This window comes from Salinibacterium sp. 10G20-15 (genome assembly GCF_057365065.1).
Genome location: NZ_CP195118.1, coordinates 1,320,130 through 1,338,865 on the forward strand (window position 1 = coordinate 1,320,130; position 18,736 = coordinate 1,338,865).

Annotated in this window: 21 protein-coding genes; 7 read left to right on the forward strand and 14 right to left on the reverse strand. The window is 64.0% G+C overall.

Annotated features, from left to right (window positions below; genetic code table 11):
* Window positions 1-11 precede the first annotated feature (11 nt).
* The 3 genes from ACR3YK_RS06265 (at window position 12) to ACR3YK_RS06275 (ending at window position 3,196) form a co-directional block, all read left to right on the forward strand.
* Window positions 12-1,298 (forward strand): adenylosuccinate synthase, encoded by a 1,287-nt coding sequence (locus ACR3YK_RS06265; RefSeq protein ID WP_486176344.1) that lies wholly within the window; start codon window positions 12-14, stop codon window positions 1,296-1,298.
* 237 nt (window positions 1,299-1,535) lie between these two features.
* Window positions 1,536-2,240, forward strand: coding sequence for a GNAT family N-acetyltransferase (locus ACR3YK_RS06270; protein ID WP_486176345.1), 705 nt, complete (start codon window positions 1,536-1,538; stop codon window positions 2,238-2,240).
* The gene (locus tag ACR3YK_RS06275; RefSeq protein ID WP_486176346.1) at window positions 2,237-3,196 is read left to right on the forward strand and encodes a DMT family transporter; all 960 of its coding nucleotides are present in this window, start codon (window positions 2,237-2,239) and stop codon (window positions 3,194-3,196) included. Before ACR3YK_RS06270 ends, ACR3YK_RS06275 begins: the two co-directional genes overlap by 4 nt.
* Here the strand turns inward: ACR3YK_RS06275 and pgm are convergent.
* Entirely contained in the window at window positions 3,186-4,829 is a 1,644-nt protein-coding gene (gene pgm, locus ACR3YK_RS06280) for a phosphoglucomutase (alpha-D-glucose-1,6-bisphosphate-dependent) (RefSeq protein WP_486176347.1), read from the reverse strand. The two genes, ACR3YK_RS06275 and pgm, sit on opposite strands and share 11 nt — an antisense overlap.
* A gap of 82 nt (window positions 4,830-4,911) precedes the next feature.
* Here pgm and ACR3YK_RS06285 point away from each other — a divergent pair, with 82 nt between their 5' ends.
* Complete coding sequence (locus ACR3YK_RS06285; RefSeq protein WP_486176348.1) at window positions 4,912-5,256, forward strand: chorismate mutase; 345 nt, start codon at window positions 4,912-4,914, stop codon at window positions 5,254-5,256.
* Window positions 5,257-5,279: 23 nt separating this feature from the next.
* Here ACR3YK_RS06285 and ACR3YK_RS06290 read toward each other — a convergent pair whose 3' ends face one another.
* From ACR3YK_RS06290 to ACR3YK_RS06315, 6 genes are read right to left on the reverse strand one after another with little or no spacing between them, the layout of a single operon-like run.
* Entirely contained in the window at window positions 5,280-6,131 is an 852-nt protein-coding gene (locus ACR3YK_RS06290) for a MurR/RpiR family transcriptional regulator (RefSeq protein ID WP_486176349.1), read from the reverse strand.
* A gap of 5 nt (window positions 6,132-6,136) precedes the next feature.
* Window positions 6,137-6,934: a phosphonate ABC transporter, permease protein PhnE gene (phnE, locus tag ACR3YK_RS06295; RefSeq protein WP_486176350.1), complete on the reverse strand. Its 798-nt coding sequence runs from the start codon at window positions 6,932-6,934 to the stop codon at window positions 6,137-6,139.
* Window positions 6,931-7,797: a phosphonate ABC transporter, permease protein PhnE gene (phnE, locus tag ACR3YK_RS06300; RefSeq protein ID WP_486176351.1), complete on the reverse strand. Its 867-nt coding sequence runs from the start codon at window positions 7,795-7,797 to the stop codon at window positions 6,931-6,933. Before phnE (ACR3YK_RS06300) ends, phnE (ACR3YK_RS06295) begins: the two co-directional genes overlap by 4 nt.
* The gene (gene phnC / locus ACR3YK_RS06305) at window positions 7,794-8,618 is read right to left on the reverse strand and encodes a phosphonate ABC transporter ATP-binding protein (protein ID WP_486176352.1); all 825 of its coding nucleotides are present in this window, start codon (window positions 8,616-8,618) and stop codon (window positions 7,794-7,796) included. The genes phnE (ACR3YK_RS06300) and phnC overlap by 4 nt, the downstream gene beginning before the upstream one ends.
* Complete coding sequence (locus tag ACR3YK_RS06310) at window positions 8,619-9,605, reverse strand: phosphate/phosphite/phosphonate ABC transporter substrate-binding protein (protein WP_486176353.1); 987 nt, start codon at window positions 9,603-9,605, stop codon at window positions 8,619-8,621. It abuts the gene before it with no gap.
* 56 nt (window positions 9,606-9,661) lie between these two features.
* Entirely contained in the window at window positions 9,662-10,381 is a 720-nt protein-coding gene (locus ACR3YK_RS06315) for an HAD family hydrolase (protein WP_486174091.1), read from the reverse strand.
* Window positions 10,382-10,482: 101 nt separating this feature from the next.
* Between ACR3YK_RS06315 and ACR3YK_RS06320 the strand changes: the two genes are divergently transcribed.
* The gene (locus ACR3YK_RS06320; RefSeq protein WP_486174092.1) at window positions 10,483-11,217 is read left to right on the forward strand and encodes an amino acid deaminase; all 735 of its coding nucleotides are present in this window, start codon (window positions 10,483-10,485) and stop codon (window positions 11,215-11,217) included.
* 18 nt (window positions 11,218-11,235) lie between these two features.
* Here the strand turns inward: ACR3YK_RS06320 and ACR3YK_RS06325 are convergent, their stop codons facing one another.
* The 5 genes from ACR3YK_RS06325 to ACR3YK_RS06345 form a co-directional block, all read right to left on the reverse strand.
* A complete protein-coding gene (locus ACR3YK_RS06325) occupies window positions 11,236-12,072 on the reverse strand; it encodes a peroxiredoxin family protein (protein ID WP_486174093.1) in 837 nt (278 codons plus the stop codon).
* Window position 12,073: 1 nt separating this feature from the next.
* Window positions 12,074-14,326: a phosphoribosylformylglycinamidine synthase subunit PurL gene (gene purL / locus ACR3YK_RS06330; protein WP_486176380.1), complete on the reverse strand. Its 2,253-nt coding sequence runs from the start codon at window positions 14,324-14,326 to the stop codon at window positions 12,074-12,076.
* A gap of 146 nt (window positions 14,327-14,472) precedes the next feature.
* Window positions 14,473-14,868 carry a hypothetical protein gene (locus ACR3YK_RS06335; RefSeq protein WP_486174094.1) on the reverse strand — a complete coding sequence of 132 codons (396 nt, stop codon included), beginning with the start codon at window positions 14,866-14,868 and terminating at the stop codon, window positions 14,473-14,475.
* Window positions 14,869-15,018: 150 nt separating this feature from the next.
* Entirely contained in the window at window positions 15,019-15,420 is a 402-nt protein-coding gene (locus ACR3YK_RS06340; RefSeq protein WP_486174095.1) for a hypothetical protein, read from the reverse strand.
* Between the two features lie 109 nt (window positions 15,421-15,529).
* Window positions 15,530-15,982 carry a hypothetical protein gene (locus tag ACR3YK_RS06345; protein WP_486174096.1) on the reverse strand — a complete coding sequence of 151 codons (453 nt, stop codon included), beginning with the start codon at window positions 15,980-15,982 and terminating at the stop codon, window positions 15,530-15,532.
* 375 nt (window positions 15,983-16,357) lie between these two features.
* Here ACR3YK_RS06345 and ACR3YK_RS06350 point away from each other — a divergent pair, with 375 nt between their 5' ends.
* Window positions 16,358-16,744: a YciI family protein gene (locus ACR3YK_RS06350; protein ID WP_486174097.1), complete on the forward strand. Its 387-nt coding sequence runs from the start codon at window positions 16,358-16,360 to the stop codon at window positions 16,742-16,744.
* A gap of 1 nt (window position 16,745) precedes the next feature.
* Window positions 16,746-17,132, forward strand: coding sequence for a YciI family protein (locus ACR3YK_RS06355; RefSeq protein ID WP_486174098.1), 387 nt, complete (start codon window positions 16,746-16,748; stop codon window positions 17,130-17,132).
* Between the two features lie 25 nt (window positions 17,133-17,157).
* Here ACR3YK_RS06355 and ACR3YK_RS06360 read toward each other — a convergent pair whose 3' ends face one another.
* Together ACR3YK_RS06360 and ACR3YK_RS06365 are read right to left on the reverse strand one after the other, a co-directional pair.
* Window positions 17,158-18,012, reverse strand: a complete 855-nt coding sequence (locus ACR3YK_RS06360) for an ABC transporter ATP-binding protein (protein ID WP_486174099.1) — start codon at window positions 18,010-18,012, stop codon at window positions 17,158-17,160.
* The gene (locus tag ACR3YK_RS06365; protein WP_486174100.1) at window positions 18,009-18,680 is read right to left on the reverse strand and encodes a FadR/GntR family transcriptional regulator; all 672 of its coding nucleotides are present in this window, start codon (window positions 18,678-18,680) and stop codon (window positions 18,009-18,011) included. The genes ACR3YK_RS06360 and ACR3YK_RS06365 overlap by 4 nt, the downstream gene beginning before the upstream one ends.
* Window positions 18,681-18,736 lie beyond the last annotated feature (56 nt).

Below are 18,736 nucleotides of genomic sequence, written 5' to 3' on the forward strand. Positions count from 1 at the left end.
AGGGATCCACCATGCCAGCAATCGTCATCATCGGCGCCCAATGGGGCGACGAGGGCAAGGGAAAAGCAACCGACCTCCTCGGTAGCCGCATCGACTATGTCGTCAAGTTCAACGGTGGCAACAACGCCGGTCACACGGTCGTGATCGGTGATGAAAAGTACGCTCTTCACCTTTTGCCGTCGGGCATCCTCACCGAAGGCGTCACCCCGATCATCTCGAACGGCGTTGTCGTCGACGTCGAAGTTCTCTTTGAAGAACTGGATGCCCTGATCGCCCGTGGCGTCGACGTCTCCAAGCTGCTGATCAGCGCCAACGCGCACATCATCACCAACTACCACCGCACCCTCGACAAGGTGACGGAACGCTTCCTCGGCAAGCGCCAAATCGGCACGACCGGTCGCGGAATTGGTCCGGCGTATGCCGACAAGATCAACCGCGTCGGCATCCGAGTTCAAGACCTCTTTGACGAGAACATTCTTCGTCAAAAGGTCGAGGGCGCTCTTGACCAGAAGAACCATCTGCTCGTGAAGGTCTACAACCGTCGCGCGATCGAGGTTGACGAGATCGTCACCGAGCTGCTCAGCTACGCCGACCGTTTGCGCCCCATGGTCGCCGACACCGGGCTGCTGCTGAACCAGGCCCTCGACAAGGGCGAGGTTGTGCTCTTCGAGGGTGGCCAAGCCACGATGCTGGATGTTGACCACGGTACGTACCCGTTCGTCACGTCCTCCAACTCCACTTCCGGTGGCGCGGCGACCGGTTCGGGCGTTGCCCCTAACCGCCTCGAGCGCATCATCGGAATCGTCAAGGCCTACACGACACGTGTGGGTGCTGGCCCGTTCCCGACCGAACTGCACGATGAGTCGGGCGAGTTCTTGCGTTCCAACGGTTTCGAGTTCGGAACCACCACCGGGCGCCCGCGTCGCTGTGGTTGGTACGACGCCCCCATCGCTCGCTACACGGCGCGCGTCAACGGTGTCACCGACTTCGTGCTCACCAAGCTCGACGTGCTCACCGGCCTCACGACCATCCCCGTCTGCGTTGCCTACGACGTTGATGGTGTGCGTTTCGACGAAATGCCGGTGTCGCAGTCCGACTTCCACCACGCCGTGCCGATCTACGAAGAGTTCCCCGGCTGGGATGAAGACATCACCGGCGCTCGCACCTTCGAGGACCTGCCCAAAAACGCGCAAGACTACGTGCTCGCCATCGAAAAGATGAGCGGCGCCCGCATGTCAGCGATCGGCGTCGGCCCCGGCCGCGACGAAATCATCGTTCGTCACGACCTCGTCGACTAAGCACTTCAGTAAGCAGCTCGCAGCCAAGCGGCACGCACCGGAGAGATCCGGGGCGTGCCGCTTTTGCGTTGGCGGGTTTGGGTTGTCGTGCCGTGGGGTGCCGTGCCGTGCCACGTCGTGCCGTGGAGCGCTGGTGGGGTAGCCAATCGGGGATTGCTGGACTGAACGGCAGAAATCGGTGGGTAAACGTCCGAAAACCGCGGGTGTGCGTCGCTCGCGAGGTGGGAAGATTTGTGAGTGACCGTAACGCGCCCGCAGCCCCGCATCCTTCAGGGAACTTTCGTCTCCGTTGAGCCCCTGACCGAAGCGCACCTTGCCGACCTCTGGCCTACCCTCGGTGTGCCCGAAGTGTTCGCCGGTGGCTACGGCGGCGGCCCTGCCGGGTTGCCCGCCGACGAAGCATCCTTCATTCACTGGATGCGCGCCGGCTACCTCGGTTACGCCGACCGGATGCCGTTCGCCATCCGCCTGAGCTCCGGCCCCGACGCCGGCCGTCTCGTGGGGGTCAGCACCCTTGGAGACCTCGACGAGGCCCACGCCAACGCGCACATCGGCTGGACCGCCTACGCGCCGAGCGTGTGGGGCACCGCTGTGAACCCTGAAACGAAACTCCTACTCCTGGGCTTCGCCTTCGCCAGCGGCTACAACCGCGTGCGGCTCCAAGCGGATGCCATTAATGCCCGTTCGCGAGCTGCCATCCTCAAGCTCGGCGCCACCTTCGAGGGTATCCAACGTCAACACCTGCTGCGGGCCGACGGCTCGTGGCGCGACACCGCGGTGTACTCCGTGATCGACAGCGACTGGCCTGGCGTGAAGGCCGGGCTACTTGCGCGCCTCGACGGGACTGCTGCGCCCAGCGCTGGTGCTGCGTCCGACGCGGGCATCGCGACCGGCGCTAGCGCGACCTCCCGTGACGCTGCCGAGCAGGAGCCGCGCGCGTGAGCGCCCCCGTTGCTCCCGTTGGCCGGGTCGAGAAGCATGACACGGCATCCACTTTGGGCACGACGCTGCGCTTTGCCGCAGCCGGTCTCGTGTGGGGCTCAAGTTTTCTCTTCATCAAGGTGGCGCTGGATGGCGTGAGCTTTGGCCAGGTCGCCTGGAGTCGGGCAGTGCTCGGAGCTCTCGCGCTCGTCGTGGTGTTTGCGGTCAGCCGCCGTAAGCTCCCGCGCCAACCGATCGTGTGGGCGCACTTCACCGTGCTCGCGTTCTTGTTCGCGGTGTTCCCGTATCTGCTGTTTGCGTGGGCAGAACAATACGTGAGCTCGGGGCTCGCCAGCATCTACAACGCGACGACGCCCATCATGACCGCTATTTTCGCGACGCTCGTGTTCCGGGTCGAAAAGCTGACGCGCTCGCAGATTGCGGGCGTCACGCTCGGCATCTTTGGCGTACTGGTGATCATCGCGCCTTGGCAGGCCGGCGACATCAGCGGCAGTCTGCTGGGTCAACTCGCGTGCCTCGGCGCCGCGCTCTGTTACGGCGCCGCCATGAGTTACCAACGCAAGTTCGTGGCGCCCTACAAGGTGCCCGGCGTTACCTCCGCCACCATGAACATCGGCATCGCCGCCGTCATCTACGTTTTGCTCACCCCGATCATCGCGACCGGACCGGTGAACCTCACCCTCCCGGTCGTGGCCAGTCTGCTCGCCCTCGGCATTCTCGGCACCGGAATGGCGTACGTGTGGAACTTCCGCGTGCTCGCCGAATGGGGCCCCACCCGCACCTCGACCGTCACGTACATCACGCCAGTCATCGGCGTGATCCTCGGCTTCGTCATCCTCAAAGAAACAATGTCGTGGCATGAGCCTGTCGGCGCCGTGATCGTGCTGGTGGGAGTATTGCTCGCGCAGGGGCGGCTCAAGCTGCCCGGCCAGGGTTCCCGGAACGCTACCCGTTGAGGGCAGCGTCGACGATCGCCTTCGCTTCGGCCTGCACGAGGCGCAAGTGCTCGGCGCCCTTGAACGACTCGGCGTAGATCTTGTAGACGTCTTCCGTGCCACTGGGGCGCGCAGCGAACCACGCAAACTCCGTCGTCACCTTCAGGCCGCCAATCGCGGCGCCATTGCCCGGAGCCTCCGAGAGCTTCGCCGTGATCGGGTCACCCGCGAGTTCGGTGGCCGCGATTGCAGCCCCACTCAACTTGCCCAGCTTGGCCTTCTGCTCCTTGCTGGCCACGGCATCCACTCGTTCGTAGGCCGGGTCGCCGAACTCTTCGACGAGCTCGGCGTACAGAACGGATGGCGTCTTGCCGGTGACCGCCAGAATCTCGGCGGCCAGTAGGGCGAGCAGGATGCCGTCTTTGTCGGTGGTCCAGACGGAGCCGTCTTTGCGCAAGAAGCTCGCGCCAGCGCTCTCCTCGCCCCCGAACGCAACCGAGCCATCAACGAGTCCGGGCACAAACCACTTGAAGCCGACGGGCACCTCGATGAGGTCGCGGCCCATGGCGGCAGCAACCCGGTCGATCATCGAACTGGAGACGAGCGTCTTGCCGACGGCGGCATCCGGGTTCCAGCCCTCGCGGTGCGTGTAGAGGTACTGAATGGCGACGGCCAAGTAGTGGTTGGGGTTCATGAGCCCGGCGTCGGGCGTGACGATGCCGTGGCGGTCGGCATCAGCGTCGTTGCCGGTAAGGATGTCGAACTCATCACGGCGGGCAACAACGGAGGCCATGGCCGACTTCGACGACGGGTCCATTCGAATCTTGCCATCCCAGTCGAGCGTCATGAACGCCCACGTGGGATCAACGTCGGGGTTCACGACCGTGAGATTGAGGTCGTACTTCTCCGCGATCAACTTCCAATAATTGACGCTCGCGCCACCCAACGGGTCTGCTCCGATGTGGATGCCGGCCGTGCGGATCGCATCAATGTCGATGATGTTCTCGAGATCGTCAACATAGCGCCCGCGGAAGTCGTAGCTGCCCGCTGCCGTGTTCGCGGCGTCGGCTGCAGCGGCCGAGCCCGTGCGCTTCACGGCCGTGTTTCCATCGGCGATGATCGCATTCGCGCGGTCGGCGATCCAGCCGGTCGCATCGCTATCGGCGGGGCCGCCGTGCGGTGGGTTGTACTTGAAGCCACCGTCGCGGGGCGGGTTGTGGCTGGGGGTGATGATGATGCCGTCGGCCTGGTCAGCGTTGCCCGCCGCGTTGTAGGCAATGATCGCGTGGCTCAGGGCGGGGGTGGGCACGAAGTCGTCGAACTCGTCTTTCAGCGCGAGCACACCGTTGGCGGCAAGCACATCGAGCGCAGTGGTTTCGGCGGGCTGGGAGAGCGCGTGCGTGTCACGACCGATGAACAGCGGGCCCGTGATGCCCTGGCCGGCGCGGTATTCCACGATCGCCTGCGTGATGGCAGCGATGTGCACTTCATTGAAAGCAGTGTCGAGCGAAGAGCCACGGTGGCCGCTCGTGCCGAACACCACGCGCTGCTCGGGGATCGACACATCCGGAACCAGCGCGTAATACGCCGCCACTAACTCGGTGACGTCAATGAGGTCGGATGCCTGGGCTGTCGTGCCTGCGCGATCGTTCATGCAAACCAGTCTTCCACCTTCACTCGGCGGTGCGCGCGTCATGTGGCAAACACGCAGCCTTCAGAACCCCTAAAGTCGTTGTATGGCAGCAGGAGATCAGGCCCACAACGACAACGTCGACCCCGAAGTGCGCGAGCAGCTTCTGGGCGCCCGCCGCAGCATCGACAACATCGATGCGGCCCTCATCCATTTGCTGGCCGAGCGCTTCAAGTACACGCAGCAGGTCGGTCATCTCAAGGCCACTAAGGGTCTGCCCGCGTCAGACCCCAACCGTGAGCGCGATCAGATCGCGCGCCTTAAGTCGCTCGCCGAAGAGTCCCACCTCGACCCGGCCTTCGCCGAGAAGTGGTTCAACTTTGTCGTCGCCGAGGTTATTCACCACCACGAGCAGATTGCGTCGGGCAGCGAGCCCGAGTCGAGCAAGTAGCGCGTCTGAGGCGGCGACCCTAGCTATTCACTGAGGTTGTCGCTCAGCACATCGAGCACGAGCGCTCGCGTCTGATCGGCGGTCTCGCCCAGCTCTGAGGCGACAAGCCCGACGAGTGACTCCAGCAGAATCGTGTGCGAGACCCGCGAGGTGTGCTCCAGCTCATGACGGAACGACCCCGTCGCTGGCGCAATCACGATCGCGTTGTCGGCAAGTTCCACGAGCGGGGACTGCGCAAACGACGTCACCGCGATCAGGTGCGCTCCCGAGGCGCGAACGGCGCGAGCGGAACGCAGCGTCGCCTCATTGGCGCCACTACCGCTGATCACCACACAGGCATCCTCGGCGGCAAGGCCGCGGGCGGCAATCTGCTGGCCTATGGCATCCGCCACATACTCCGATGGTCGACCGATCGCGGTCAGTCGCATGGCTAGGTCGCTGGCTTGGGCCGACGAGAGTCCATTAGCGATCACGAGCAGGCGTCGAGCGGTGGCGATGCGGGTGATCGCCGCATCGAGGCCGTCACTATCCAACGCGGCCGTAATGTGCGGCAGGGCGGCGGCGAGAGCATCCACTTCGGCTCGGATGCGGCCAAGCGCACCCTTTTCGTAGGTGACATCGCGGGCCTCGGTTTGGGCAAGCTCGCGCGTGAGGGCAACCCGCAACTGCGGGTACCCACGGTAGCCGAGACGCTGGCAGGCGCGGATGACGGTCGAGCGAGCAACGCCGGCCCGGTCCGCGATCTCCTGAGCGGTGTTCTCGACCGCGGCCGCCGGATCGTCGAGCAACAGCTGAACGAACTTCTCTTCGCTCGGAAGCAGTGCGTTGCGCACCGTCGCGATGCGCGCGGTGGGCGAAGCATCAGAGTTTCCCATCCAACTCATGCCAGGCGTGCTCCTTCGGTGATGTGGCGGCGGATGCGACCCGAGATCGCGTCAATGGTCATCGTGACGACCACGACAACAATCAGCAGCATCCCGACGGTCGACCATTCTCGGTACTGAGTGTAGGAGGTAAGCATGTCACCGATACCGCCTACGCCGATCAAACCGAGCACGGCTGACGAGCGAACATTGATCTCAAAGCGGTAGAGCCAGAACGACATGAACTCGGGGCTGGCTGAGGGCCACACTCCCCAGCGCACCACCTGTGCCCACGAACCACCCGCAGCGCGCGTCGAGTCGATCGGGCCGCGGGGCACTCCTTCGATGGATTCGTAGCCCCACTTGCCGAGGGTGCCGATGCCGTTGATGCCGAGCGCGATCGCTCCGGTGAGCGGAGTGAGTCCGGTGACCGAGAGGATCACAATCGCGATGATGATTTCGGGCACCGCGCGAATGAGGGAGAACCCGACGCGCAGCACCGCGCGCACGGGCGCTGGCCCGAAGTCGCGGGCGGCCACGAAACTCAGTGGGGTGGCGAGCAAGATTCCGATGACCGTGCCGACCCAGGCCATCGCGACCGAGCGCCACGTTTGAAAGAGTGCCTCGGGCAGTTTCGTCCAGTCGGGGCTGGCAAACATCAGCCACGTGTAGCGGGCGATCTCGGCGGGCAGATCGAGCAGGCGATCCCATTGGATTTCGACCGACCAGAAGGCGGCAACCACAATTGCGGTCGTCACTAACCAGAGCGCGTTGCGCAGGGTGCGGCGTGGCCGCGGAGGAGCAGTGAGAGTCATACGAGCCTCTTTCGAATCGATGACGACACCACGTCGATGACGACGACCACCACCAGGATTTCCAGGATGATGAGCGACAGTTGGTCGTAGCGGTAGAAGGTGCGCACGGCGTCAATCAGCAGGCCAAGACCACCGGCGCCCACAAGGCCGAGAACCGTGGATGCTCGCACATTGAGTTCGAGCACATACAGACTCTGATTGGCGAAGGCAGGCCATGCATCGGGCAAGGCTGCTGCGCGGTTCACTTGCGCTCCCGTGCCGCCGGCAGCGCGCGCAGCTTCGAGCGGGCCAGCATCGTTGCTTTCGATCGCCTCAGACACCAGCTTGACGATGATGCCCACGTTGAACAGCACGAGCGCGATGATGCCGGGCAGGGCGCCAACGCCTACCATCGCGACAAGAATGGCGGCATACAACAGTTCGGGCACAGCACGGATGACGTTCAAGATCGTGCGCACGATCCCACGCAACAGCGGGTGCGGGTTAGTGAGACGCGCCGCCCACAGGCTCAGCGGGAGCGAGATGAGGGCGCCAACCGCGGTCGCAATAACCGCCATCTGGAGGGTTTCGAGTAGCGGCGCGAGAGTGCGCGGAAAGAACGACCAGTCGGGAACCAGCAGTTGCGCGATCTTGCCCGCACCGTTCTGCCAATTGCGAGCAATCGCATCAAAGGAGAAGGCGACTCCCCACTGCGGGCTGAAGGTGATGATCGTGATGACGAGCACGACAGCCACGGCAACCCACGCCTTCCAGCGGCCTCGCGGGCGTGGCGGCACGGTCAACGCGGGGTGCGCTGAGCCTGCGGCGGGTGCTGCGGGAACGGATGCCGGGGTGGGGCCGGGCGTCGGCGTTGCGGTCGTCATTCGCCCAGCACATCCTCCGGCGCGATGCTGCGCCCGTAGATGGCCTCGAAGTCGGCGTCGGTGGCGCTTGCCGCTGGGCCGTCGTAGACAACCTCGCCGGCACGGAGGCCGATCATCCGCGTCGTATAGGTGCGAGCGAGATCCATGAGGTGCACGTTCGTGATGACGGTGATGCCGAGGGTGCGGTTGATGCGCCGCAGGTCGTTCATCACAGCGTGGGCCGTTGGCGGGTCAAGGCTGGCGACCGGTTCATCGGCCAACATGAGGTGCGGTTGTTGAGTGAGTGCGCGCGCAATGGCGACCCGCTGCTGCTGACCGCCCGAGAGGCTGGATGCCCGATCCCAACACTTGCCCAGAATTCCGACGCTCTCGAGCGCTTCGAACGCGAGCTGCTTGTCGGAGGCGTGATGCAAGCCGAGCAGGGTGCGCCAGGTCGGAGTGTGAGCGAGCCGCCCGACAAGAACGTTGTCGAGAACACTCGCGCGACCGGCCAAATTGAAGCTCTGGAAGATCATGCCGATGCCGCCTCGCAGGGCGCGCAAGTCGCGGCCGCGAGTCGTGGCGAGATCACTGTCGCCGACCGTGAGTGAACCAGAAGTAACAGGAACCAACCCGTTGATGGTGCGGATCAAGCTCGACTTGCCGGAACCCGACAGGCCAACGACAGAGACCATTTCGCCGGCGGCAATATCGAGGGAGACATTCTTGAGCGCGGTCACACCGTTGCCGTAGCGCACGGTCAGATCGCGCATGCTGATTGCCCACGACGCAGCGGCCGGAGTGGTGGCTCCGGCCGCTGCGCTGGGTGCGGGAATGCTCAATTACTGAAGACCAAGCTTCTCGGCGGCGCGAGCCACAACATCAAGCGAGCCAGGGTCAGCCGGAGCAAGCTTGGTGATCGAGTAGATTGACTGCAGAACGTCCGAGCCCTCTTCGGTGTTCGAGTAGTCCGCAAGAGCATCCGTGATCTTCTGCTGAAGCTCAGGAGAGAGGCTGCTCGTGAGAGCGACGCCATCGTTGGGGATCTCTTCGCTCAGGGCGAAGACAACGACCTCTTGGCCGACATCCGGAACATCCTTAGTGACGATGTCGCGGGCATCCCAGAAGCTGAAGCCCACTTCGGCGTCGCCGTTGTAGACGGCGAGAACGCTCGCGTCGTTGGCCGTTACTGGCACTTGTTCGATGTCGGTGTCAGTGTTGATGCCGGCCTCTTGCAGGGCGAGGATCGGGTAGATGTAGCCGGCGGGCGAGCCGGGGCCGAGAAGGGCAACGGTGGTTCCCTTGTCGATCTTGGAGATGCTGTCGAGACCGGCAGGGCCCACGAGAGCGTCGGCGCCGTTGCAGAACAACTTGCCATCGCGCTCGACGGGCTCGTCGTCGCAGTACTTGTCTGGATTGTTCGTCATGAACTGAGCCGGGTAGCTGATGTTGCCGTTACGTTCGGTCTGCAGCACAACACTCGCGCCGTACATGTCGTTCGCCTGCCAGAGCTGCAGCGATGGCAAGAAACCGATCTGTGCCTGATCGGCACCCATTGCTTCGACGGCGGCCTGGTAGTCCTTCGAGACCACACCGGTGACCTCCATGCCGAGGGCTTCGGTCAAGTAGTCGGTGAGGGGTTCGGCGGTGGTGACGAGTTCGCCCTGGTCTTGCGAGGGAACGAGAGCGAGAACGAGCGACGTCGGGTCGTTGGCTTCAGTGCCTTCGGCACTGTCGGCACTCGTGCTGCACGCGGACAGTGTGAGAGCAGTTGCGGTGAGAGCAACGCCGGCAACCAGTGCGCGAGATTTTTTACTGAGGGTAATCACGGGTGTTTCCTTTCGAATAGCTAGTTGAGAACTGCGGGTGGTGCGGTGGTGGTGGGTTATGCAGTGGTGGGTGGTGCGGCCTGCGGTTCACGGTGGGTTCCGTGAAGCCAGGAGTTGAGGGCCTCGTACAGTTCGCCGAGGGTCGCAGCCGTGAAGTCGGCGTGCGGGTGAGAGGTGTCAGAGAGGAAGGCAGTGGTCGCTCCGCGGCGGTAGGCGGGCTCAAGGTCGTTGGCCCAGATGTCGCCGATGCTGAGAAGCGGGCCGGCGGGCATCCATTCGTCGAGCACTGCGTCGAGGCCAGCCGGCTTGCCGACGCTCGTGTAGATGTGGTCGAAGTAGTCGGCGACGCCGAGACTGTCGAGCGTCTCAGTGATGCGGATGTCGGGGGCGTTTGTGGCGAGCACGATGGTGGCGTGCTCGCGGGCAGTGCGGAGAAACTCGGCGAGGCCGGCAGGAGCGGTGACGGGTGCGGCGTCGGTGGCGAGCAGTTCGCGGCTCGCGAGGTACGCCGCGTTGTGGGCGTCGGCGGCTAGCGGCAGCGACCCTGAGGCGAGGCGAACGAGTTCGTAGCCGTCGGCTGCTCCGGCGAGCGGATGCCCGGGCTCGCGCAGAAGCGCGGTGCTGACGTCGCTCAGAAACTTATCTGCCGCAGCGGGACTGAGGCTCGAGGCGACCGCGCGAGCGTACGCGATGATCGGGCCATCGCCGAGAGCGATGGTGCCATCGAAGTCGAAGACGATGGTGTGTGTGCGGGGGTGAGTGGCTGCGGTGGACATTGCGTCCAAGATATAAGACGCTCAGTGACGTTTGGGCCATTTTGGGTGAACGGGAGGTAAATCATTCCCGGTACATGCCCCGCCGAGCTTACGATCAAAGCGTGGACGAACAACATTTCACCCTCGTCGAACTCGACGCGAGCGCTCGCCGTATCGCCGCCGCGACCGGTGAGCGGGCGGCGTCTCAAGCGCACATTCACACGATCATTAGCAGGGAACTGCCCTGGCTTGCTGAGCAGATCAGGGCCGACCGTGCCGAAGGGCGATTCGCCGAATGGGCACGGTCGACGGCGATCGACGAAAACACCGGCGAGGCCGTTCTCTCTCGCGAACTGTTCGAGGTGCTACACGACCTCGCCGGGCTTGAGGCACAGTGGCCGATCGGCAACGCCGGCCTGCTGCACTGCTACGGTTACCTGCTTTCGACAGCATCCACCCCTTATGGGCTCAAGCGCGACCGCTGGGTCACGAGCGAGCTGGCCACCGCGTTCGGTCTCGCACCCGATGCACTCACTCCGTGGAAGGGCAGCGAATCGTTGCTGACCCGGGTCGCGAACGTGATTGTTCCCGTGCTCACTAACCCGCCTGCCGACGCGCTCGCCGTGCATACCGCGATCACCGAACCGGATGCCGCAGGCATCTCCCACGCAACGCGAACGGTGGTCGTGCAGCGGAACGGTGTCGCAGCTCTGGCCTATGGATTCGTAGTGCAGCACGCGGGGGTTCGCGTGCTTCGGCCTGTGACGGTGTTCCCGGTTTCGGCATCCTCCGACTGGCTCGCGGAGCTCGCCGCCGACACCTCGCGGTTGCGCTTTAACGCTGTCGCAGGAGGCTAGCGCGCGGCACGCAGCAGGCTAGACCGCGCGGATGCCGTGCTGGTCGAGCACGTCGAGGAACGTCGTCGGCTCTGGCCGCACCCGGTGATTGTCGGTGTGCTCGGCCCAGAGCACGGTTCCGGTGGCGTCGGTGATGATCACGGTCGGTACGACGGTGTCGCCATTGGCTGGGGCTCCCGCGCTGAAGATGACGGGCGTGCCGCCGGACTGCACGATGTCGAGCGCGGCGGCGGCCGAGGCATCCGCATCGATGTAATAGGTGACCGGGATGTCGAAGCGTTCGGAAAGTTCGACGGTGTCTTCGGGCTTTTGCGGGCTGATAATCGCGACAGCGACGCCGCGGCGGTCGAGCTCGCGGTACTGGTCGGCGATCTGGGCGACCTGGGCCATGCAGAACGGGCACCAGTTGCCGCGAATGAACATGATCACGTGCGGTTGCTGGGTGAGCACGCTGCTGTCGACGACAGCGCCATCCACGGTGGTGAGCGGGAACGAGGGCAGCGGCTGCCCGACCGTGACCGGCCCGCTGGAGACGTGCTGCACGGAGTACCAGTAGTTGTAGCCGAGAATCACGGCTAGGCCGAGGGCGGCCACGAGCACGGCAAGCGGCCCGGCGAGAATGGCGGCAAAGATCGCTACCCCGGCGGCAGCAAGCTGAACCCACGGATGCCGGCGCTGCACGACAACGAGGCGCGTCATCAGCAGCCCCAAGTAGAGCGCGTATGCCACCCACGGCAGGGCAGCAGCGAGCCACCACGGTTGTGATTCCGTGATGGCGCGCACGACGACGAGTGCGATCACCCCGAGGGCGAGCGCGGCCGTGACCTCGCCGTAAACCCTCTTGATGAACTGCACGTTAGGCGCCGAAAGCCTCCGCGAGCGTTCCGCGGTGAGCCGTGAGCAGCTCTTCGAGGGTCAGTGTGAACTGGTCCTGGATTTCGAGGGCGGGAGCGGCAGCATCCGTAACTCCGATGCGCACGGCAGGGTAGCCGCGGCCTTCGCAGAGTCCGCGGAACTTCACGTCGTCTTCGCGCGGGATCGACACGATCATGCGACCGGTCGATTCGCTGAAGAGGGCCGTGGCGGCGTCGATCTCGTCACGCTCAAGCAGGTCGCCCAACCAGATGCGAGCGCCAACGCCGAAGCGCATGACGGACTCGGCGAGGGTCTGAGCGAGCCCACCGTCGGCGAGGTCATGCGCGCTGGCGATGATGTTGAGCTCGTTGCCGGCCTTGATAAGGTCGGCAAGCTGGCGCTCGGCGGCGAGATTAACCTTGGGCGGCAGGCCACCGAGGTGGTCGTGAATGGTGCCAGCCCAGGCCGAGCCGTCGAGCTCGAGTGAGGTGGTGCCGAGCAGGTAGATGTTGTTGCCTTCGTCTTGCCATCCACTCGGGATGCGCTCAGCAACGTCACGGATCAGGCCGAGCACCGCGACCACAGGGGTTGGGTGGATGGGCACATCGCCCGTCTGGTTGTAGAACGAGACGTTTCCGCCGGTGACAGGGATTTCCATCTCGAGGCAACCGTCGGCGAGACCTTCAACGGCGCGGCTGAATTGCCACATCACTTCGGGGTTCTCGGGGCTACCGAAGTTGAGGCAGTCACTGACGGCGACCGGGTTCGCGCCGGTGGCGGCAACGTTGCGGAACGCTTCAGCAAGAGCAAGCTGGGCTCCGGCGTAGGGGTCGAGCTGGCAGAAGCGGCCATTGGCGTCGGTCGCGACAGAGAAGCCGAGGCCACTCTCTTCGTCGATGCGCACCATGCCGGCGTCATCCGGGAAGCTCAACGCGGTGTTGCCGAGTACGTAGCGGTCGTACTGGTTGGTGATCCAGCTCTTGTCGGCGAGGTTGGGGCTCGCGAGAAGCTGAAGCATTTGGTCGCGGAGCTCGATGCCGTCCTTGGGGCGGGCGAGGCCTGAAGCGCTGTCGGCCTGAAGCTTGTCAATCCACTTGGGGTACGCAACGGGGCGGTCGTAGACAGGGCCATCGATCGCGACGGTGCGCGGCTCGACGTTCACGATTTCTTCGCCGTGCCAGTTGATGATGAGGCGGCCGGTGTCGGTGACTTCACCGAGCACGCTGGTTTCGACATCCCACTTCTCAACAACCTTGAGGAAGCCTTCGAGCTTCTCGGGCTTCACGATCGCCATCATGCGTTCTTGGCTCTCGGACATCAGAATTTCTTCTGCCGTGAGGGTGGGGTCGCGCAGCAGCACCTTCTCGAGTTCGATGAACATTCCACCGTCACCGTTCGAGGCGAGCTCGCTCGTTGCGCAGCTGATGCCAGCCGCGCCGAGGTCTTGGATGCCCTCAACGAGGTCACCTTGGAAGAGTTCGAGGCAGCACTCGATGAGTACCTTCTCGGCGAAGGGGTCGCCGACCTGAACGGCGGGACGCTTGGTGGGGCCACCCTCTGAGAAGGAATCCGAAGCGAGGATGGATGCTCCGCCGATGCCATCGCCACCGGTGCGGGCACCGAACAGCACAACCTTGTTGCCTACGCCGCGAGCGTTAGCCAGGTGCAGGTCTTCGTGGCGCAGCACTCCAACGGCTAGCGCGTTGACGAGCGGGTTGGCTTGGTAGACGGAGTCGAAGTAGGTTTCGCCGCCGATGTTGGGAAGGCCGAGGCAGTTGCCGTAGAAGCTGATGCCCGAAACCACGCCTTGAGCAACGCGCGCGGTGTCGGGGTTGTCGATGGCGCCGAAGCGGAGCGCATCCATGACAGCAACGGGGCGAGCGCCCATGGAGATAATGTCGCGGACGATTCCGCCAACACCGGTCGCCGCACCCTGGAAGGGTTCGATGTAGCTGGGGTGGTTGTGGCTTTCGATCTTGAAGGTCACAGCCCAACCCTGACCAACGTCGATGACGCCAGCGTTCTCGCCCATGCCCACCATGAGGTTCTTCGACATATTGGCGTTGACCTTCTTGCCGAACTGGCGCAGGTACGTCTTGGAGGACTTGTAGGAGCAGTGCTCACTCCACATGACGGAGTACATGGCGAGCTCACCGCTGGTGGGGCGGCGGCCGAGAATTTCGCGAATCTTCGCGTACTCGTCTGGCTTGAGGCCGAGGGCGCCGTAGGGCTGCTCTTTCTCGGGCGTAGCCATCGCGTTCGACACCGTGTCGGCAACATGCTGGCGGGAATTGGTTGAGACGTCAGTCACGAGGGGCTTCTCCCAGAAGATGGTGGATGCCGGGGTGCTCACGCCGGCCGGTTCCAGTCTACCTAGGTGTGCCGGCGCATTTCAGCGCGTCAGAACGCCATCAGCGCGAAGCCCGCAACGACGCTCAGAAGGCCGATTCCGGTGAGTATCGAGCCGATGATGATGGCGGCGTTCGTGCGGCGGGGCCGCGCGAGACTCCACCGAGAGGGATGGCACTGGTCGCAGTACAGAGTGACGTGTGTGCCGACATCCATGATGGGAGCTTCTGACGGCTCGTGAAGGATGGAGTGCTGCCTGCCATCGCTATCGGACCAGCGGAATCCCTGAAAGCCCCCGGCTTCGAATACCTCGGCAGTGGTCACGATCCACTTGCAGGCCCGCAGAGCGAGAATCCAGCCGAAAAGGAGCAGCGGGATGCCGGGAACGAGGCCGACCCACGACATCGTTTCGAGCACCACTCCTAAAGCGCCCTCAGGTCCGGTCATCCTGCAATATTATCCGTTGTGCTGCCGACAGATCGCGAGCCCTGAGATGGCTTCACTGCGGGTTATTCCAACGTGCTTTCGACCACTTTGCTGACTTTCAGTGCATCGCGAAGAGTGGCTTCGCTGGGAGTCCGATCGCGCACCCATCGCTCACCACCTGACGTCCGCTACGCACAGACCGTCTGCGCGCTCGCGGTAGAAGACGAAACTTGGGCTGACGTCGCTAGTCTCGCTCGATCCTTCGAGGTTGATGCTCCAGGAGGCATCGAGCGACGGTCGATCGATAGAGGTGCCGGCATCAAACTGTTCGGGTTCTCCGGCACGCAATCCGTTCCAGGCTTGCGCGTCGCCAAAGTCCGCTGAAAAGTCGTCGCACGCGAGCGCGTCTTGACCACCTGAGGATGCAGCGCGGATGAGCTGCCTCGTCGTGTCGATGACACGAGCACCGTCGGCGCCCCAGATGGCGGTGTCGATCCAACGCCCCGCAAGGATCGCCAAGGCTACGACCGCAACAATGACACCCCCGATCGGCAGCGGCTTTCGTGTATTCATGGGGTCGCCATGCGGGTCACGCAGTGAAGCGCGACTCGTCGTTGAGCCCAGACAGGCTGACCACGAAGCCTCCGATCATGGGGATTCCGGCGATGCTGCCACTGGAGCATTAGCCCTGTCCTGGCCCGCCCCAGCGCCCACCGTCGGGAGGTTCTGGGCAGACGGTGTCCTCGGTGAAGACTCCGATTTCTGCGCGCACGGCGACTCCGCCTGCGGTGCGGTTCACCGTATAGGCGATGCCTTCGAGGGAGTCTAGTTCCGGAACGTTACCGAGGGTCGCGCTATCTATTTCCGGCCCGCCGGATAGCGGTAGGCCCGCGGGGTCAATTAGCCCAGCGGTCGGATGCTCCTTGAGCCAGTTCGCGGTATCGACAACGTCGGCTCCCGCGATGAGCCAATACCCCGTCCGCGTCTCCATGGACGAGCAAGGCCACGCATAGTAAGAGTATGCGAAAGGTGGTGTGGTTGCGGGTGCGCTTTCGGAGGGAACGGCATCGGGCGGCAGGATCGCGCCTTCGAGCCACGAGTCGGCCTTTGCGACGGCAGCAGCATCCACTTTCATGGCGGCGGGAGAGGCGGAAGTGGCTAGCGATGGTTCCGGAGCGGCAGCCCCCCCTCATCCGCTACCGCTGCGCAGCCCGCCAGAAGCATGGCGCTTACCGACAAGACGAAGACACTGCGTAGACGTGGCATTTGCTCATCTTACGCTTCGAGGGTGATTCTGACCAGATGGTTAACGGGTTCAGACCTTACTGGGTCAGGCGCGTTTGACTTCAGCGCACTCTCGATTCGCCGCCCAAAGACGCTGCTGCGCTGAAGGAAAGCTAGGGATATTGTCGTACTTGGGCACTGCCGTTCGTGGTTTAAATGAGTGACCGTTCGGGTCGCCGCAGCCGAGGGCCACGCGAGGCCATCGTGCCTACGAGAGGAGACGATGGTGTCGAAATATTTGATCGCGTTCAACGATGAATGGGTGCCTGACCAGACGGCTGACGAACTGACGAGCAAGAGCGCCGCCTCGCAAGCCGTGCTCGATGAGATGACAAAGGCTGGCGTGTTCGTTTACGCGGATGGTGGGATTGGTGCCTCAACTGCGATCTGCAGCGTCGTCAGTAGTGACGGGGCGCCGGTGTTCGCTGATGGTCCGTACGTCGAGGCTCAGGAGCATCTCGGAGGGTTCACTGTCGTAGATGTGGCGGATGACGACGCCGCTCGGCACTGGGCCGGCCGGTTGGCGGTCGCGTTGAATTGGCCGCAGGAAGTGCACCGGTTTCCTTCCGGTGTTGCAGAGATCAACGAACGGCGCTCGAAGGAGAGTGAGTGACATGGCTAGATATCTACTGTCTGTGTTTGGGCCGGCGGAGCGCACCGAGTTTGGCGCGTACTCCTCTAAGGAGGAGATGCTGGAGGCGTTCGCCGACACGGGCGCGTTCAACGACATGTTGGAGCGCGAAGGCCATTTCGTTTTCGCGGACGGATTGGAGCCGGCTAGTGCGGCTACCACCGTAGACGGGCGGGGAGCGGACACGATCTTCACCGACGGGCCATACCTTGATTCCCAAGAGCACCTTGGTGGGTTCTGGGTTATCGAAGCCGCCGATCTCGACGAGGCTCTCGCCCTAGCCGCGCAAGGGTCCAAGGCGTGCCGGGGCAAGATCGAGGTGCGTCCCTTCCAGTCTGCAGAATCCTTCCAGACGCTGCTGGAGTCGTGACCAACTCGTAGGCTGATCGCCGGGATTAGACAGCGGCGAGATCGAGCGCACTCTTACGGCCCGCCAGCGCAAACCAGCGCCCATCGTGTTGGCCGATGCGGATCGGATGCGCGAAGGCGGCGGTGACGTTCTCGGTGGTCAGCACCTGCTCTGCTGGCCCGGCCTGCGAGATCCGCCCGTCCGCAATCAGTGCGGCATGGGATGTTGTTGAGGGCAGCTCTTCGAGGTGATGCGTCACGAGAATCGAGGCCAGTCGCGGAAAGCTGTGGGTGAGCGCGTCGATGGTTTCGAGGAGTTGCTCGCGCGCCGCGACATCCAACCCGGTGCTGGGTTCGTCGAGAAGCAGCAGGTCGGGTTCGGCGATCAGTGCGCGCGCGATGAGTGCTCGGCCGCGTTCTCCCTGTGACAGCGTCGGCCACCGGTGGGCATCTTTGCCTGCGAGCCCTATCTGTTCGATCAGCTCTGCCGCGCGTTGGGTCTGCTGCGCGGTGGGTTCCCAGCGCGGAGGAGTCTCGAGAGAACCAGTCAAGCCAGTGAGTACGACATCCCGAATCGTGAGGGGTGCGTGAAGCGGATGACGCGGGTTGACGTGCCCGATCGAGCGACGCAGTGCTTGCAGTTCGACCCGCCCGAGGCGTTGCCCCAGGATCTCCACGGTTCCGGAGGTCGGGTGTGCTGAGGCGCCAACGAAACCGAGAATGGTGCTCTTGCCGGAGCCGTTGGGGCCGAGGAGCGCCCAGTGCTCGCCCGCGCGCACGGTGAGGTCGACCTCGTGGAGGATGGTGCGCTCGCCGCGGCGGAACGTGACCCCGCGCAGTTCAACGATGGTGGGGTTGTTGCTCACGAAGGTGCTGTCGTTCATGGAGGTGCCGTCGCTCACGAGAGGGCTCGGTGCACGCCGGTGAGGTGCGCCCGGCTGCACTTGGCAGCGGCGGCCGGGTCTCGCTCGGCGATCGCTTCGACCAGCGCGCTGTGAGCGGCTTGGTCTGCCTCGTAGTCGTGGATGGGGCGCAGCTTCAGCATCTCGATCATCGCTACCCGCACTCGCGGCACGAATCCGTCGAACAGTTCGAGCAGTACTTCATTGTGGGATGCCGCGACGACTTCCCGATGAAGCGCCATGTCAACGTCAGCGAACTCTTCGGCAGAGTGGTGCGAGCCCGAGCGGCGAGCTAGTGCTCGGCGCATAGCCCGCAAGTCTGGTGGTGTGCGTCGATGCGCTGCGAGCGCGGCAGCCTCGGCCTCGATAGCGACCCGAGCTTCGATGACGGATGCAACGGAGACTCGACGCAGCACGACATCCCAGTCCTCGGCGATGTCGGTTGAGACAACGAAGACGCCCGAGCCTTGACGGCTTTCGAGCACGCCTTGACCGGCGAGTTCGCGGATGGCCTCCCGCAGTGTTGAGCGCCCGACCCCGATCTCGGCGGCCAGTGTCGTCTCGCCCGGCAGCTTGTGCCCCAGAGGCCACTCGCCGGCACGGATGCGCCCCAGCAGGACTTCGGCTGCCTGCGCGGCGAGCCGGCCTTGTTGCGCTGCCGGTGTCATGCAGGTGCTCCGATCACTGTGTTTATCTGCCTCGCAACTCTACACCTCAGACAAGT